The organism is Corynebacterium sp. MSK004 (assembly GCF_030232515.1).
Classification (GTDB): domain Bacteria; phylum Actinomycetota; class Actinomycetes; order Mycobacteriales; family Mycobacteriaceae; genus Corynebacterium; species Corynebacterium hesseae.
The window spans coordinates 234,068-251,104 of sequence record NZ_JASPKB010000003.1; the positions used below are offsets into that span (position 1 = coordinate 234,068).

15 protein-coding genes and 1 tRNA gene are annotated in these 17,037 nt (G+C 58.8%); 7 read left to right on the forward strand and 9 right to left on the reverse strand.

Features of this window, described 5'->3' with window-relative positions:
- Positions 1-7 precede the first annotated feature (7 nt).
- Entirely contained in the window at positions 8-262 is a 255-nt protein-coding gene (locus tag QP999_RS05295; RefSeq protein ID WP_070524618.1) for a MoaD/ThiS family protein, read from the forward strand.
- On the opposite strand, the gene QP999_RS05300 is transcribed toward QP999_RS05295, so the two are convergent.
- Genes QP999_RS05300 through QP999_RS05315 form a run of 4 tightly spaced genes read right to left on the reverse strand, consistent with a single transcriptional unit; the run spans position 259 to position 4,805 of the window.
- Positions 259-630: a phage holin family protein gene (locus tag QP999_RS05300; RefSeq protein ID WP_070524615.1), complete on the reverse strand. Its 372-nt coding sequence runs from the start codon at positions 628-630 to the stop codon at positions 259-261. The genes QP999_RS05295 and QP999_RS05300 overlap by 4 nt on opposite strands.
- A 21-nt stretch (positions 631-651) precedes the next feature.
- Complete coding sequence (hisC, locus tag QP999_RS05305) at positions 652-1,710, reverse strand: histidinol-phosphate transaminase (RefSeq protein ID WP_144676370.1); 1,059 nt, start codon at positions 1,708-1,710, stop codon at positions 652-654.
- A 10-nt stretch (positions 1,711-1,720) separates the two neighbouring features.
- On the reverse strand, positions 1,721-3,394 hold the full coding sequence (locus tag QP999_RS05310) for an alpha-keto acid decarboxylase family protein (RefSeq protein ID WP_144676372.1): 1,674 nt from the start codon (positions 3,392-3,394) through the stop codon (positions 1,721-1,723).
- A gap of 13 nt (positions 3,395-3,407) precedes the next feature.
- The gene (locus tag QP999_RS05315) at positions 3,408-4,805 is read right to left on the reverse strand and encodes an amino acid permease (RefSeq protein WP_230310821.1); all 1,398 of its coding nucleotides are present in this window, start codon (positions 4,803-4,805) and stop codon (positions 3,408-3,410) included.
- A gap of 113 nt (positions 4,806-4,918) precedes the next feature.
- On the opposite strand from QP999_RS05315, the gene QP999_RS05320 reads away from it, so the two are divergent.
- The 4 genes from QP999_RS05320 to QP999_RS05335 all read left to right on the forward strand — a co-directional run bounded on the left by QP999_RS05320 (position 4,919) and on the right by QP999_RS05335 (position 8,724).
- Positions 4,919-6,040 (forward strand): PucR family transcriptional regulator, encoded by a 1,122-nt coding sequence (locus QP999_RS05320; protein WP_284847828.1) that lies wholly within the window; start codon positions 4,919-4,921, stop codon positions 6,038-6,040.
- Between the two features lie 78 nt (positions 6,041-6,118).
- Positions 6,119-6,207 (forward strand) — tRNA-Ser (locus QP999_RS05325).
- 817 nt (positions 6,208-7,024) lie between these two features.
- Entirely contained in the window at positions 7,025-7,684 is a 660-nt protein-coding gene (locus QP999_RS05330) for a hypothetical protein (protein WP_070510733.1), read from the forward strand.
- Between the two features lie 344 nt (positions 7,685-8,028).
- Entirely contained in the window at positions 8,029-8,724 is a 696-nt protein-coding gene (locus QP999_RS05335; protein ID WP_141745871.1) for a chymotrypsin family serine protease, read from the forward strand.
- Between the two features lie 496 nt (positions 8,725-9,220).
- On the opposite strand, the gene QP999_RS05340 is transcribed toward QP999_RS05335, so the two are convergent.
- From QP999_RS05340 to QP999_RS05360, 5 genes are all read right to left on the reverse strand, one after another.
- Positions 9,221-9,502 (reverse strand): PIN domain-containing protein, encoded by a 282-nt coding sequence (locus QP999_RS05340; protein ID WP_070510735.1) that lies wholly within the window; start codon positions 9,500-9,502, stop codon positions 9,221-9,223.
- A gap of 179 nt (positions 9,503-9,681) precedes the next feature.
- Positions 9,682-10,044 (reverse strand): DoxX family protein, encoded by a 363-nt coding sequence (locus QP999_RS05345; RefSeq protein WP_049157746.1) that lies wholly within the window; start codon positions 10,042-10,044, stop codon positions 9,682-9,684.
- Positions 10,041-10,616, reverse strand: a complete 576-nt coding sequence (locus QP999_RS05350) for a TetR/AcrR family transcriptional regulator (protein WP_005292598.1) — start codon at positions 10,614-10,616, stop codon at positions 10,041-10,043. The genes QP999_RS05345 and QP999_RS05350 overlap by 4 nt, the downstream gene beginning before the upstream one ends.
- A gap of 62 nt (positions 10,617-10,678) precedes the next feature.
- Positions 10,679-11,068: an NUDIX hydrolase gene (locus QP999_RS05355; protein ID WP_070516271.1), complete on the reverse strand. Its 390-nt coding sequence runs from the start codon at positions 11,066-11,068 to the stop codon at positions 10,679-10,681.
- 20 nt (positions 11,069-11,088) lie between these two features.
- Positions 11,089-12,273, reverse strand: coding sequence for an Nramp family divalent metal transporter (locus QP999_RS05360; RefSeq protein ID WP_011272788.1), 1,185 nt, complete (start codon positions 12,271-12,273; stop codon positions 11,089-11,091).
- A 174-nt stretch (positions 12,274-12,447) separates the two neighbouring features.
- On the opposite strand from QP999_RS05360, the gene QP999_RS05365 reads away from it, so the two are divergent.
- Together QP999_RS05365 and QP999_RS05370 are read left to right on the forward strand one after the other, a co-directional pair.
- On the forward strand, positions 12,448-14,988 hold the full coding sequence (locus QP999_RS05365; protein WP_284847829.1) for a YhgE/Pip domain-containing protein: 2,541 nt from the start codon (positions 12,448-12,450) through the stop codon (positions 14,986-14,988).
- Positions 14,988-17,036 carry a YhgE/Pip domain-containing protein gene (locus QP999_RS05370; protein ID WP_284847830.1) on the forward strand — a complete coding sequence of 683 codons (2,049 nt, stop codon included), beginning with the start codon at positions 14,988-14,990 and terminating at the stop codon, positions 17,034-17,036. The genes QP999_RS05365 and QP999_RS05370 overlap by 1 nt, the downstream gene beginning before the upstream one ends.
- Position 17,037 lies beyond the last annotated feature (1 nt).

Below are 17,037 nucleotides of genomic sequence, written 5' to 3' on the forward strand. Positions count from 1 at the left end.
GGCAACCATGGTTGATATACACTACTTTGCCGCAGCCCGCGCCGCCGCAGGGCGCGCGCAAGACACGGCGCAGGCGGCGACCTTGGGGGAGCTGTTGGACGTGTTGCGTGCTCGTCATACCGGCAGCACCGAGGCCGGCATGAGCTTTGCGGAGGTGCTGGAGCGCTGCACCTTCCTGGTGGATGGCGCGAGCGCAAAGGAAGACGCCGTGCTTGCCGACGCCTCCCGCGTCGATGTCCTCCCGCCTTTTGCTGGCGGTTAGTTGCGGACCCGCAGAGGGCTGGTGAAGAAGTTCACCACGCTGGAGACAATCGCAAGCACAATCGCGCCGATGATGGCAGCACCCCAGCCGTCGATGACGAGTGAGTCCATGAGCGCGCTGACGAGGAGCAGGACCGCGCCGTTGATGACGAGCGCGAAGAGGCCCAGTGTCAGGCAGGTCAGCGGTGCGCCGAGGAAGCGGAGCACTGGGGTGACGACCTCGTTGACGATGATGAAGACCGCCGCGATGAGCAGGAAATTCTGGGTGGTCGCAGGAACGATGTCGATTCCGGGGACAATCGCTACCACGGCCCAGAAGGCCACCGCGACGGCAATGACGTTGAGTGCAAAATTGATAAATGTCTTCACAACTGCACTCTAACGCGGAAACTAGCCCTCTGCACCGAAGGCCGCGTCCCAGGCCTTGAGCAGCGTTTCAGTTTCCTCCGCCGTGGTGACGGTGATGCGCACGCCCTCAGGGAAGGCACGGACCAAGACGTCATTGTCGGCGAGCTTGGCCGCGACATCCTGCGGGGAGCCCAGCTTCGCAATGGAGTCGGCGGCGAACCAGATGTGGTTGGCCTGGGACTCCGGAACGCCAAAGTCCGCGAAGTGCTCCACCAGGTGGTCGCGCTGCTTAACGGTCTCATCGGTGCGCTCACGCAGCTCCTTCTGAGCGGCCAGCGAGGCCGCTGCACCAACCTGCGCCACCGAGTTCACGGAGAAGGGGATGGCCACCTTGCTCAGCGCCTCGATGATCTCGGCGTTGCCGAAGGCATAGCCCAAACGGATGCCGGCCAGGCCATAAGCCTTGGAGAAGGTGCGCAGGCCAATGACGTTGTCGTGGGTGTGGACATAGTCCGTGGCCAGCGGGACGGCCTCGTTGCGGTTGTACTCGATGTAGGCCTCATCGAGCGCCACGATGACGTCCTTCGGAACCTTGGCCAAGAAGGCGTCGAACTCCTCCTTGGTGATGATGGAACCGGTGGGGTTATTCGGGTTGCATACGAAGATCAGGCGGGTCTTATCCGTGATGGCAGCCGCCATGGCCTCCAAGTCCACGCGGTGATCCGCGGTGAGCGGAACCTTGACCGGGGTGGCGCCCACGACCTGCGCGAAGATGGGATAAGCCTCAAAGGAGCGCCAGGGGAAGACAATCTCATCACCGGGCACCGAGGTGATCTGCACCAGCTGCTGGCAAATCGCGGAGGAACCCGCGCCGGTGGTGACCTGCTCAGGGCTAACGCCAAGGTTTTCGGCGAGTACCTTGCGGATTTCCACCGCGCCCATATCCGGGTAGCGGTTGACGTGCGCGACGGCAGTCTCCATGGCCTTCAGCGCGCCGGGCAGCGGCTCCTGGGTTGCCTCGTTGGAGGAGAGCTTCAAGGCGTGCTCGGCATTCTTGCCGGGGACGTAGACGGGTAGGGAGGAAAGGTCTGGTCGAATCATGTTCTCCACCTTAGGCGTTGCGGGGGCCGCGGGGACCGAAGTCGAATTCTGCAGTTTGCGGGCCGAAGGCCTGAAGTCCCTTCGGCGCGTCGAAAGCGTCGAGGCGCACCTCAAGGAAGGCGCCGCGCTCCGGGTGGGCGGCGATGTCCTCTAGGGCCTTCGCTAATTCGCCTTCGGTCGAGGCCACGTAGGACTCCATCGTGGTGTCCTTCATGAACACCTTCGGCAGAGCCGTGTAATCCCACATTTGGATCTCGTTGTACTCGCGCTCCATGCCCAAGATGTAGCGCTCGATGGTGTAGCCATCGTTATTGACCAGCACGATGATGGGCTTGAGGTCCTGACGCACGATGGTGGAGAGCTCCTGGGCAGTGAGCTGGAAGGAGCCATCACCGATGAAGAGGACGTGGCGGCGCTCCGGGTTAGCCAGCTGCGAACCGAGGACGCACGGCAGGGTAAAGCCGATGGAACCCCAGATGGTGGAGTTAATGTACTGCACGCCCTCGGGCATGCGCTGCTGGCCCAGACCGATATTGGAGGTGCCGGCCTCGGCGATGACCACGTCATCTTCCTGGATGAAGCCGAGCATCTGCGGCCAGATGCGCTCCTGGGTCAGCGGGGCATCCGGGTTCGGCTCGAAGGGCTCGGGCTCGAAAGCCGCGCTTGTCGATGCCCCAGCTTCCGGGATGCGGTCGAGGAGGACGTCGAGAAGCTCCAGCGTATTGATGCCCACGAAGTACTCGCCGTCAGCGTTGAGGTGCTGGTCGCCGAAGTTATAGACGCGGGCATCGGCCAGGTTGTGGGTGAAGGAGCCGGAGTTGACCTCGATGAAGCGCGGGTTTGTGGTGACCAGGAAGTCGGACTTTTCGATGCGCTCCTGCACGCCCGGTGCCGACGCCGCGCCGTTGTATGTGCCGATGAAGAGCGGGTGGCGCTCAGACAAGATGGCCTTGCCAGAAGAGAGCTGGGAGTAGGGCAGCTGGGCCTTGTCGATGATGGCGCGGAATTTCTCAGTGAAACCGTGGCGGTTGGTGTCCTGGTCGATGAGGATGATCGGGTCCTTGGCCTTCGCGAGGTGCTCCAGCACGTAATCCGCAGCGGCGTTCAGGCGCTCCGGATCGGAGGGGGCGAGCTCGGTGGAGAAAGGCTCGTCGGGGACCTCGATGCTCAGGTGCGTGATATCGGAAGGAATCTGGATGTGGACCGGGCGCTTCTCGCGCAGGCAGGTGTGCAGGGCGCGGTCGAATTCCTCGACCACGTTCATGGGGGACACACGCGTGGCCACCTCGGTGAAGGGTGCAAAAGAATCCAGCATGTTGGCAAAGTCGCCGTCGGCAAGCGAGTGGTGCAGGTTCCAGCGGAATTCGGTCGCATACTGCGGCGGCGCGCCCGCCAGCGACACCAGCGGGACGTGCTCGGCGCGGGCACCGGCGATGCCGTTGAGGGCGGAAAGCTCGCCCACGCCATAGGTGGTGAGCAGGCAGCCGACGCCTTTCTGGCGGGCATAGCCGTCGGCGGCATAGGCGGCGTTGAGCTCGTTGCAGGCGCCGACGAAGCGGATGCCCTCGGAGGCCTCGATCTGCTCGAGGAAGCTCAGGTTGAAGTCACCGGGCACGCCGATGATTTCAGTAATGCCGATGGCCTTGAGGCGGTCCAGGATGAAATCACCAATGGTGGTCTGCATGAGAGGGTCCTTTCTATTTGTTTCGGGCGTCGTGGCGCTTCTTGCCCAGCCAGATGAGGGCCAAGGTCACAATCCAACAGGGTAGGACAATGGCGCCGGTGCGGTAGTCGGGCAACATGAACATCAAAACGATGACGAGAGCGAAGAAGGCCAAGCACAGGTAGTTGGCGATGGGGTAGAGGGGTGCGCGGAAGGCGGCGTTCGGGCAGCGCTTGCGGAAGTTCAGGTGTGCTACGGCAATGGCGGACCAGGAGATGAGCTCCGCGCCAACAATGATGGCGAGGAGAACAATCAGGATCTTGCCCTCGAAGAGGAAGTTAAGCAGCACAGCCGAGCCCATGAGTAGGGCGTTGAAAAGCAGAGCGCGAACCGGCACGCCCTTGGCGCTGACGGAATTGAAGAAGGGCGGGGCTTGGCCGCCGCGGGAAAGATCCCGCAACATGCGCGCGCCGGAGAAGGTCATGGTGTTGAACACGGAGACGGCGGCAACGAGCACGATGAGGTTAAGGCCCGTGGCCGCGGCACTAATGCCCAAGGTGCTCAGCGCGCGCACGAAGGGCGAGGTGGAGGTATCAAGTTCGTTCCACGGAGCGAGCAGCACGATGATGCCGATGCCGCCGACGTAGAAGATGAGGATGCGCCAGATCACGTTGTTGATGGCCTTGGGCAGGCTCTTGGCGGGATCCTGCGCCTCGCCCGCGGCGGTACCGATGGAGATGATGCCACCGAAGGAGAAAATCACCGCGACGAGGGAGAAGAGCACACCGGCGGCACCGTTGGGGAAGAAACCGCCGTGCTCGGTGATATTGCTCAAGCCGAGGGCGGGCTCCGGGGTAAGGCCGAAGACGATGGCCGCGCCGACGACGATCATGAGGATGAGTGCGACGACCTTGATGAGGGAGAGCCAGAACTCCGCCTCGGCGAAGGCCCCGACGTGCACCAGGTTGATGGCGGTGACGATGACGAGCGCGACGAGGGCGGTGAGCCAGTGCGGGATGCCAGGGAACCAGAAGTCCATGATGGTGCCCGCGGCGGTGAGCTCCACCATGCCGACGACGATGGTGGTAAACCACCAGTTCCAGCCGGTGACAAAGCCGGCAATAGGGCCGATGTACTCGCGGGCGTAGGCGCTGAAGGAGCCGGCGACGGGGTGCTCCACGGCCATCTCACCGAGCATGCGCATGATGAGGAAGATGATGAAGCCGCCGATGGCGTAGGCGGCGATAACGCCGGGACCAGCCTCCTGGATGGAGGCACCGGAGCCCAAGAAGAGGCCCGTGCCGATGCATGAGCCGAAGGCGATCATTTGCAGGTGGCGCGATTTCATGCCGCGCTGCAGGCCGTCGTCTGCACTGGTGTTATCGCTGGCGACAACGTCCTGTGCCCTGACGGAATTGTTGGTTGTGGTCATGTAGACGCCCTTCATGAACGTATATGTGTGACGTGGGTCATTTAGCTGTAGGAGATTATTGCGCAGCACAGTTTTGTTTGTCACTAGACAATATTCGGAAGTATCTTTGACATATGTCAAAAGTGACACCCCCGCAGCTGACGAGCATCCAGGATATCGTCGACGAATGCGCCCAGATCCTGCAGCGCTCCGTCGAGGTGACCACCCCCGCCATCGCGGTGATTGCCGCCAGTGCCCAGATTGGTGCCATCGATAAGAACCGTGCCGCCTCTATTCTGAACCGCACCCCACCCCCGGAGCCGATCCCGTGGATGCTGAGTTTCGGTATTCAAGAGGCGGTTCTGCCGGTTCGCCTGCCCGCCAACCCGGGCTATGACATGCTGCCCCGTGTGGTCATCCCCCTCCGTCATGAGGATCGGCTCGTGGGCTACCTGTGGATTATTGATGAGCCCGCGCTGGGCGATTCTTCCCTGGTTCGCCTCGGTTCTTTAACGGCTCCGCTAGCCAGGCTTATCGACGAACGCGATGCTCCTCTCGCCGCCCGCGCCCAACAGCTCGGCGAGTTGGCCCGCGAGGTGCTCACCGGTGATCCGGCCGCGCTGGCGGGTGCCCGGGAGCGCGATCTCCTGCCCTCCGATGGTGAGCTGACCGTGCATCGCGTGCTGGTGGAAGGCGATCAGCGCGCGGTGGCTGTGGAGCTTGCCCGCCCGCTGGTGCGCCGTCCTTTCTTGGTCGCGGACTCTCACGATTCCCTTGTACTCGTTGAGTGCCGCCGCGATGACAAGGACACCGAGGCCCTCATGGAGGAGCTACAGAGTGCTGCGCTCGTCGCCGGCGCCGCGGTGGTAGCCCGCGGTTCGGCACCGACGGCCCCGCAGGCGCGACTCATGGCGGACGTGGCCAAACTCTGCGGCCAGGATTCGCTGCGCTGGGAGGAGGCCGGTGCGTGGCGGCTGCTGCGCGGGTGGGAGCTGACCCAAGCAACGGTGGTGGAGATGAGCCCGGATGCCGCCGTGCTTCTCGACGACCCCCGCAACTCCTACTGGCACACCCTGCTGACCTACTTTGAGCATTCCCGCAACGTCTCTGCGACCGCCGCTGCACTCTACATTCACCGCGCCACGCTGCACTACCGCCTAGACCGCGTCCGCGAGATTCTCGGGCCCGGCGTGCTGGATGATGGCTGGCGTTGCGCGGCTCTCTACGTTGCCCTCAAGCTGCATGCGGCCCTTTAGGGAAAGAATAGGGAAGCCCCATTTTGTCCCTAGGGGAAGCGCTCAGGTAGAGTGATGGACGATTCATTGCGAATCGCTGGAGACGTGCCAGAGCGGCCGAATGGGGCTCCCTGCTAAGGAGTTGACTTACTTGCGTAGGTCCGGAGGTTCAAATCCTCTCGTCTCCGCAAACTACAGAACCCGAGTCATCGTTTTACCGGTGGCTCGGGATTTTACGTTTTCAGTCGCTTCGTATGTCGGCAGCCCGTGAGCAGAGAGCTTAGAATGAAGGCGCTGACCTTAATCTGTGCTGGCTGGGAGCGTCATGGAGTTACTAAAAGAGCCAATTTGGGATGTGGAAAGTAACGCGAACATCGATCCCGATGAGAACTTTGTCCGAATATTTTGTTCTTTCCAAAATTCATGAGTGCTATTCCCCTCAGCCACTTCCCAAAGCAACGAACGGCATAGTGAGGTGGGGGATGAAAAAGAAGTAAATATCGGGCGAATGTGCTTGATGGCGAAATGGGGCAGGGGTGGTTCCGAAGAATTTTTGGTCGCCTAATTCAGCACTAGCGGCAGGACCAATACACCGGTTGAGAGCGCGAGCATGCCTAAGCAGTTGATCCAGAATTCACTGTCGAGGAAGTGGGCGCGGACACGGGCTGCTGAGGCTGCGCAGAAATATGCGATGACTCAAAACATGGATGCGATTCCTACGCTTGGGAACCAGAGTCCGTCGATGACTCCTGTGGCTGCGCGGCACTTGATGACAATGAGCGCCCACCACCAGTCTTTGGGGCGCTGGTTAACCCGAGTCTCAAAAGACTAGGGTTTGCGGGGAAGGGGAGGGATTATATGCCTTCTTGTGCGCCCTCGCAACAAATCTTGAGGAAGTTTATACAATAGTCTACATTTTACATCTTTTGCTTCCAATTATCCCTACTGGATGTAACTCTAGGGGTGTCCGATTTTCAGCCATCTTTTCTAGAAAGGATTATGGACATGTATCGTCTCAAGAAATCTACGCGTTTAGTGGTGCTGGTTGCGGCAGCAACAGTTTTTGCACCAGTCAATGCTAGTGCCGGTACTGAGACTGACCTCGCTGAGTCGACTCAGAATAATGCCTCTCAGTCTTCTGTTTCCTCAGAAGTTGCGGAAAAAGCAGATTCCTATGTTTTCCTTCAGGGAGACCAATTCGCGATTGCTAGAGAGGCAGAAAGCGCTCTTTCGCAAAAGGAACTGCAAGAAATCAAAAATGAAGTAGAGACTCAGAACGAAAGGATCAGCGAGGCCAAGGCTGATAGTAACCTTGAGATGAAGGTGGCGGGAGACTCGATAACTTTCTGGGAAAAAGGGCCGAAGATTTCGAGCGCTGATGATGATGACATTGATCCATACTTTCAAGAGGGTCGGAATGGAATTGAATTCCATGGGACTTATGTGAGGGTGCTACTGTCTAAAACGACGATTAACCGGGTGGGTGGCGGTGTCACAATCGCTGGAGTCTGGATTCCCGAGCCAGTTCTTTCCAAAATCCTAGCTACTGGAGGGGCTATTGCTGGTCTTGCGCCCGGTGGTATGTATGCAGACTATGGCATTGGTTCGATTGTGGCTGGCGCTTTCACACATAATGCATATCCTCAGCGGGTTGGTTTTCAATAAATTATCCTTCCTCTAAACAGAAAGGGGTTTAGGGAAAGGTAATTGGAATTTTGCCATATGGATGTTTCTGCATTGTTCAGATAACAGTCCAAGAGAATCTGCCGCCTGGCAAGAATAGAAATGGTTCTGGAGAGTAAAATATGTGGAAAAAGATATTGGCCACTGTGGGCGTTTTATTGATGATGCTTTCCGCTCAACTTCAGTGGCCGTATGGGGTCACGATTGCTCTAGCAATTTTGGTCATTTTCCTTGTGTTTGTTCCATCTGGGAAGAAGTAAATATCTGAGCAGAGGTGGGTATTTTAGCGGGCCTGCCTCTGTTTTAGATTGATTATTTATTAAGTTATGAAACAAAATACTATTTCTATAGTAGGCAGGCTAGCTCTTTTCTTTCTGGCTAGCGTATCTTTTGGGGCCACGGCTTCATCAATATCTACTGCTCAACAGAGGAATTTCGATCCTCTTTCATATATTGAAAGTGGAGATGAGGTGCAGGTGGGTCCTCCCCGAGGGGCGGTGACGTGTTCTGTGACTATCATTTCCCAGCAGCGGGCCTTGACTGCCGGTCATTGTGGTGAAAGTGCGGATGAAGTGTATTCGAAAGGTAGGCGTATTGGAAGTATTGGTGAAAACTACTTGTGGAGTAACCAAGGGATAGATGTTTCAGAAATACTTCTTGATCCTCCGGTAGATTACGTTCTTCGGGCTGATAAAATTAGTGATAAAAGTATCGAAATACCTTCAGCTATTTTTGCAAAAACCTTTCTCGGAGGGAGAATTGATGGGGTTGTCAACGACAAGAACTTATATTGTGAGGCATTTTCCATCAATGGGAGAGAATATCAGGCGCGAACTCTAAAGGCTCAAATGACTTCAAAACCTGGGGATTCAGGCGCCCCTGTCTATAATCCTGCAGGAGAATTGGTGGCCCTCATTGAAGGCGGCAATGGGAAAGGGGATACTACTATCACGCCGCTTTCTTTCCTGGAGGAAAAACTCTCTGAAGACTCTTCTTCTAATGAGTGTAAAGGAAATGGTTAAATTACACAGCCTGTTTGCTAGGAGATTTTCCGCTTTATCTAACGACTAGTTGCAGCTGCTACGCAAAAGAGGAGGCGGAATCTGCTCAACGACTTCCTGCGCTAGCGACGAGTCGGATTTGGACGGTGTTGGTTGTTGCCGAGTGTATTTTGTTAGTCGGCGGACGTAGCGCCATCGGCAGATGCCTCAATACTAGTCCTTGTCCTAACATCGAGAAGTTTTAGAGTGCGTTAATTTTGTCGCTTTAGTCGAGGGCTTGTCGGTTTATTGATTGCTTGATTTCGCTGCTTCAACTTATAGAACCCTAGTCATCGTTCACCGGTGGCTCGGGATCTGCGTTTGTTGTTGTCATTCTAGAAGCGGGTGCCAGCGCAGCTCTCGGAAGCGGGCAAAGCCCTGTTCTTGGCTCAGTAAGGTTGCTTCTTCTTCTATTACGGACGCGGCTATCCAGGCATCAGGGATGTCGCTGGCTTTAAGCTTGTGCAAGCGCACCAGTTCAGTGAAGGTTGTCCAGGTCCCTGGGCTGGAGCTCAAAAGAGTGCCCGTTTGGGGCCGCTAAAATGGTATTGAGTGCAGTCAGTGCTTGCTGGGCGGTTAGTGGTTTGTGGAATAGCTTGTGGTTGGTCATAACTCGAACAAGGCCCGTTGCCACAACATCCAGGAGCCCAATTGTTTCATGCCGATTCAGCGCACCACTTAACCACTGCTGAGCGGGTTTATGTTGTGGTGCTGCGGAGTGGAAGGTATAAACGAGAATGTTGACATCAGGAATGATCATCGAGCACCGCCCATACGGCTTCTTTGTCGCTGAGATCAACTAGAGCTGGTCCGCCGCAATCGAAGGAGGGGAGGTTTATCCTGGTGTGCATACCTTTAGGGTAGAAAGCATCAAGTCATCAATCAATAGGTGCGATGATGCATCTTCCTTCTGGAAGCCGTGAATGGTTGACTGGTGTCTTAAGTCAGTGCGAGCGTCAGGATCGGTACTCCGATGGAGAATGCGAGCATGCCTAAGCAGTTGATCCAGAATGCGCTACCGAGGAAGTGGGCGCGGACATGGGCTGCTGCGGCCGCGCAGAAATAGGCGATGACTCCAATCATGGCTGTGATTCCTACGCCGGGGAACCAGAGGCCGGCAATGAGTCCTACGGCGGCGAGGCACTTGATGACAATGAGCGCCCACCACCAGTCCTTGGGGAGTTTGACGCCGCTGAGGCAGGCTTCGATGAAGGGGACTGGTTTGAGGGAGAGGGCGGCGTCGCCAAGCAGAATGGCTGCTAGTAGAAGGGAGGGCCAGGCTGGGGAAGATTCTAGGATCATTGGGTTACTCCGAATGCGGTGTTGAGGCGTTCGATCGATGAGGCGGCTTGGGATGTGAGGTGCTCGGTGTCGTAGATTCCGGCGGCCCAGCCGATGAGTAAGCCGAGGTAGACGTTGTACAGCAGGTCGGCGTACTCGGCCGCATCGGCGCTGCTGAGCCTGGTGCCGAGTCGCAGGGTGATTTCATCGGTCAGGAGCGTTTTGAGTGCGGTGAGCGCTTCGCCTTGATTGCCTTGTTGGATGAGTGCTGCGCCAAAGGCGCGGGAGAGCTCTTCGTGGCCGGTAAACATCTGGAGGAAAGGTCTCAGGACATCGAGAAGGCTATCGGATTGTCCCCGGATGTCATCGTGGAGTTCTGAAATGTGTTGGCCAATGGTGCGGATGAGCAGCGTTTGTTTGTCGCCGACTCCCATGACGGTTCCCACGCTAACGCCAGCTTCGGATGCGATAGTCCGGATGCTGGTGGTGGCGTAGCCCTGAGTGAGGAAGAGTTCGTAGGCGGTGGCTAGGACCTTGCTGACGGTGCCAGCTTTGGCGGCCGAGCGCGATGAGTGAACGTGTTCAGTGAACATGTTCAAAAGGGTAGCTCTTGATGGTTTCGAGGTCAATGACGCCGAAGTGTTGACAGTTGGCGCTAGGCCAGCGTGGGGAAGACGCGGTCGCGCAGCAGGTGTGCAAGCTCGCGGTCGGGTGCTGTTGGGTTGACCCAGGCGGTGTCCCCGATTTCGGCGGCGGCGTGGGGTTCGTCGGTGGTGACGGTGCGGGTGTAGGTGAAGATGGTGCCGACGACGACCTCGCCCGGTTCGTTGGCGGCGGGAGCGTCGAAGGTGCCGAGTTTGTTGAGGCTCTCGGCGTCGAGGGTGAGGCCTACTTCTTCGGCAACTTCGCGCAGGGCGGCGTCGACAAGCGCCTCGCCCGCCTCGGGCTTGCCGCCGGGCAGTTGGTACTTGGTGGAGGACTTCTTGCGCACGGTAAGCACGTGGCCTTGTGGGTTGCGGATGACGACGGCTGCTACTTCAATCATGGCTGCTGATTGTAGGCGGCCTAGAGCAGCGGCAGGAGCACGAGGGCGAGATTGAGTGCGATGACCAGCGCGGCAAGCGTCCAGCCCACGGCCATAGACCAGGGTTTCGCGGCGAACTCACCCATGACGTCCCGGGAGCCGGCATAGCGGAAAAGCGGGATGATGGCGAAGGGGATGCCCAGGGAAAGAAGTGCCTGGCTGACCACCAGTGCCATAGTGGGGTCGACCCCGCAGCCGATGATGACCAGCGCCGGGATGAGCGTGACCAGGCGGCGGACTAGTAGGGGGACCTTGATGTGAAGCAGGCCGTCCATGATTTCGGAGCCGGCGTAGGCGCCCACTGACGTCGAGGCGAGGCCGCTGGCCAGCAGGCCGATGGCGAAGAGAACGCCGGCCAGCGGGCCGAGGTGGCTGGCAATCGCCGTGTGGGCCCCGGAGATGGTCTCTGTGCCGTCCACGCCGTAGAGGGCCGAGCCCGCCAGGACCAGCAGGCCCACGTTGACGAGCCCGGCGATGGACAGCGCCACGGCGATGTCCGCGCGGGTGCCGGCCAGCACGTGGGGGATTTCCAGGTCGGGGTAGCGCTGCTTGGTCAGGGAGGAGTGTAGGTAAATGGCGTGCGGCATGACGGTGGCGCCCAACATGGAGGCGGCCAGCAGGATGCTGTCCTTGCCCTCTAGGCGGGGGATGAGGCCGCCGGCCACGTCGGCGGGGTCGGGCGGGGCGATGGCGAGGCCGGCAAGGAAGCCGATGCAGATGACCAGGAGCAGGCCGATGACAAGCCCCTCGAACCACTGGTTCTTCTTCTGGAAGATGAGGAGAATGATGGAGACCGCGCCGATGATGAGCGCGCCCGCGAACAGGGGGAGGTTGAAGAGGAGTTGCAGGGCAATGGCGCCGCCGATGACTTCGGCGAGGTCGGTGGCCGCGGCGATGAGCTCGGCCTGGGCCCACATGCCTAGGCGCGCGCGGCGGGAGAGACGCTCGCCCATGATTTCCGGCAGGGAGCGGTGGGTGACTAGGCCCAGTTTGGCGGAGTGGTACTGGATGAACATGGCCATGAGGTTGGCCACGACGAGTACCCACACCAGGAGGTAGCCGTAGTGGGAGCCGGCGCTGATGTTGGCGGCTACGTTGCCGGGGTCGACGTAAGCCACTGCAGCAACGAAGGCGGGGCCGGTGAGGCTGATTAAGGTCTTACGCATAGGCATCTCCATACCAAAAGTTCAACTACTTGAAGTCTAGTTTTCATCGCCATATGTTCAAGCCAGGGGTTTGATCCGGCAAACCATGTTAAAGTTTATTTGTTAATTATTTAAATTACTTTATGTATTTTGGCTGGTTAGAGACAGGGAGGTGCAACGGGTACACTGCCTTCAGTGCGCCAAAGTTGGAAGATTTTTATCAGAGATGTAGCCAGGCTTGGCCGCGTCCCCAGGGCGTGGATCATTCTCATCGGGCTCGTCATCACCCCCGCGTTGTATTCATGGGTGAACATCGCGGCTTTTCGTGACCCTTATGGCCATACCAACAACATCAAGGTGGCCGTGGTCAACGAGGATAAGGGTGCTAACAATGAGCTGACGGGGAAGATAGATGTCGGCAGTGAGGTCATTGAGAAACTCAAAAAGAATGACCAGCTAGGCTGGCAATTCCTCGAGCGCGACGAAGCCGAGAAAGCCCTTTTAGAAGGAGACGTGTATGCCTCGGTGACGATTCCGGAGGACTTTAGCGAGAACCTCGTGAGCATGCTCGACGGGAAGTTCACGCAGCCGCAGCTGGTTTACCGCGTCAACGAGAAGAACAACGCCATCGCCGTGAAGATCACGGATACCGGTGCCAAAGGTCTGGACAAGCAGATCACGGCGGCCTTCAAGGAGCAGGTGGCCACCGTCGCGGCGGAGAACGTCAAGGACACCGGTACTGACTTCGAGCGAAAAGTCACGCGCGCGATGAACAACACCAGCTCCGCGTTCGGGGAGACCGCGCAGGAGATTGACGGCAACCGCGAGAACCTCGCGCGCATTCAGGGAAAGCTTGACGCCGCTGCTGATTCCACGTTGGGAGCCAAGTCCACGGTGGCTGATGTGAGCACCGCGCTGGGCGACGCCCAAACAGCCCTCGCCGAGGTCTCCTTCCTAGTCGAGCAGGCTCAAGGAGGCATCGGTGACTTCACCGACCAGACCACCGGCGCCTTTGTTAGCGGTGCCAGTGCGGTGGCAGACGGAACCGCCCAAGCGCAGGAATCCATCGCGGACGTCACCGCGGGTCTGAACCAGGCCGGAGACCGCTTCGATTACGCCACGCAGCGGGCCAACATCGCCATTGATGCGAGCGCAGAATCGATTGCGCAGCTTAAAGCCCTGCGCGATTCCGCAACGCTTTCACCGCAGGTAGCCAAGGAAATTGATGACGCCATCCAGCGCCTCGATGAGGGCAATGAATCCAACCGCCAGCTGGTGGGGAACCTCAATGCGCTGAGCAAGGATACCCAAACCGCAGCGGACAATGTGCAGGCTAGTGCGGAGGCCATCAACCAGGCAGCGGCCGATACTAAGGCCACCTCGCAAACGCTGCGCGATACCGTGACGACGGCCGTGCCGGAGATCAACCGTGCCATGAGCAGCCTGAGCTCCACGGCGAGCGCTTTGAGCTCCACCCTGGAAGCACAGAAGGGAACCATGCAGGAGGCCAATGGTCTCTTGGACGGCGTGGCCCAGCAGCTGCGCGCCACGAAGGACACCTTGTCCGATTTCGATACCAACCTTCTGGCCCTCCAGGACAGCCTGCGCGCTATGCAGGGCGATGTAGGCTCGCTGCGTGCCGCGATGAACTCCAAAGTCGTTCAAAATGTCACCGGGCTGGACGCGGAAGAAATCGGTAAATTCTTTGCGGAGCCCATCGAGCTGAAGACCGAAACCGTGTACCCGGTGGACAGCTACGGCTCCGCCATGGCGGCGCTGTTTACTAACCTCTCTCTGTGGATTGGTGCCTTCGTCCTCATGGTGATCTTCCGGGTTGAGGTCGATAAGGAGGGCTTCGACCGCATCACGGTGGGCCAGGCCTACTTGGGCCGCTTCCTCCTCATGGCCCTGATGGTCATCATCCAGGCCGTCACGGTGACCGTGGGTGATCTGCTCATCGGCGTGCAGACCGTGAACGCGCCTGCCTTCATCCTGACGGGCGTGCTCGTGGGATTGGCCTACTTGAGCATTATCTATGGGTTGTCGACGTCCCTGGGTCACCTCGGCCGCGGCCTCTGCGTGGTCTTTGCCATCATTCAGATTCCAGGTGCGTCGGGCCTGTACCCGATTGAGCTGCTGCCCAGCTTCTTCCACAGCATCTACCCGCTGCTTCCGTTCACGTACGGCATTGACGCCATGCGCGAAACCATCGGCGGGTTCTACGGCGACCATTACTTCAAGAAGATGGGCGTGCTCGCCTTCATGTTCATTCTCTTCTTCGTCTTCGGCCTTCTACTGCGCAAGGCGTTGGCGCACTTCAACGTCATTTTCAACCGCGAGCTGAAGGACACCGAACTCTTCGACTATGAAAACGTGCAGGTTGTGGGCTCCGGCTACCGCATCGCGGACGTCATCCAGGCGTTGGATAGCCGCAGTGGCCTCAAGAGGGATTTGGACCGCCGCGCTCATAACTGGGGCTATTGGCTCAAGATGGTGGCCATCGCGGGCGTTATCGGCGTGGTCATCCTCATTGTTGTCTCGGGCCTCTTGCCCGACCAGAAGCCGTTGCTCTTGGGCATTTGGACGGCGTGGTGCTTCCTTATTATTGTCGCCGCGGTCACCCTGGAGTACCTGCGCATCAGCTTGAAACAGTCCGCGGAGCTCGTGACGTTGGATGAAGATGACCTTATTTATCCGTCCAGCATCGGCGCGGAGTCCACGGAGGGGGATAACTAATGCGTGGAACACTCGATCTTTTCCTCAACGATATCCGCACCGCATGCCGCAACGTGATGAGCGCGGTGATGCTCGTGGGTCTCGTCGTCATTCCGATGCTGTTCACGTGGTTTAACGTGTTGGCTAGCTGGGATCCCTTTGATAACACCAGCCAGCTCAAGGTGGCGGTGGCTAGCAAGGACACCGGCTATGAGAGCGATCTGTTGCCGGTGCCCATCAACGTTGGCGACCAAGTACTCAATGAGCTGCGCGCGAACGAGCAGCTGGATTGGGTTGTAACCACCTCTGATGAGGCGATTGAAGGTACCAAGTCCGGTGAGTATTACGCAGCCATCGTGCTCCCGGAAGACTTCAGTACCGACATGATGAACTTCTACACGGATGGTTCCCAGCCCGCGGATTTGTCCTTCTATATGAATGAGAAGAAGAACGCGCTGGCGCCGAAGATCACCGGTCAAGGCGCAGAGGGCGTGTCGGCTCAAGTGGCTGAAGCTTTCACCACGACGGTCGGTGACGTCTCCTTCGATCTGGTCACCTCACTCTCCGATTTCTTGAGCCAGGGTGATACCAAGGCTGTGTTGGACCGGATGCAGGCGCGCGCGGATGGCGTGCAGACCCAGCTCGATATGGCCGCCCGTACCGCGCGCTCCCTGGCTGGACTCGTGGATACCGCGGTTCCGCTCATGGAAAGCGCCCAGCGCATTGCGGACTCGGCGGACCTAGAGCTGCCGGAGGTTCAGTCCTCCTCGCTCAACATTTCCACGGACGCCCTGCAGCAATCCCTCGATGCCACCAGCGCCAGTTATGACGTGGTACGCCAACGCATTGATGCGCTTTACGACGACGCCTCCGCCTCCCGCGCCGACCGTGTCGCCACGCTCAATACCTTGGCCGGCCAGGTAGAAGGCACCATCGCTCAGTATCAGAACCTGCACGGACACATCGAGGCCTTGCCACTTCCGGCCGGGGATAAGGAAAAGGCGCTGAGCCGTATTGAGGAGGCCATCGACGCGCAGCGCACTCTCCATGCGCGCCTTACAGCAGCCGCTAACGCTCCCGAACCCACGAAGCCGGATCTCTCCAGCATCGACAACGCGAAGAAATCAGTGGAGGGAATCTCCACCTCTGGTCTGCGTGAATCCCTGCGCGCACTGCAGGACTCTTTGGGCCAGGTGAGCGCGGATCTGGATACCGCTAAGGCCCCCGTCACCATTGATTCTTCATCGCTGACGGATGCTCGGGATGCGGTACAGAAGCTCGCCTCTGGCCTGCAGGACAAGGCAAACAAGTTCGCTGACCTGAAGAAAGACATTGACTCCGCTGCGGCGTCCGGTGACTTGAAGAAGTTGGCGGACATCATCGGTTCCGATCCGGATGCCTTGGCGCATGCGATTGCGGCGCCGGTGGACGTCGACAGGCAAGCGGTCTACCCGGTCAAGAGCTTCGGCGCCGGCATGACGCCGATGTACACGGCGCTGGCGCTGTGGGTTGGTGCGCTGCTGACTGCGGTGAGCGTGCGCACGGATGTGGTGGATAAGGATACATATTCGCCGATGCAGCGCTTCTTCGGCCGCTTCGGAATGTTTGCCGCGGTTGGCCTCGTGCAGTCGACGATGCTGATTCTGGGCCTCATCTTCTTCGTGGGCATTGAGCCCGCGCACCCGATTCTCATGCTGTTGGCGGGCTGGGTTAGCTCGCTCATCTTTATGCTGATTTGCTACACCTTCGTGGTGTCCTTCGCCAACGCGGGCAAGGCCCTAGCGGTGCTCATGCTGGTGGTCCAAGTATCGTCGTCGGGCGGCGCCTACCCCTTGCAGGTGCTCCCGGACTGGTTCCAGAACATTAGCCCGTGGCTGCCGGCGACCTACACCATCCGTGCCTTCCGCGCGGCCATCGCCGGAACTTACCACGGTGATTACTGGCTCTCCCTGTTCGCGCTCTTGCTCTTTGCCGTACCGATGCTGATTCTGGGCGTGGTCTTCCACAAGCCGTTGGAGAAATTCACCAACGGCTGGGTGGAGACCTTGGACAAGACCAAGCTGATGTAGC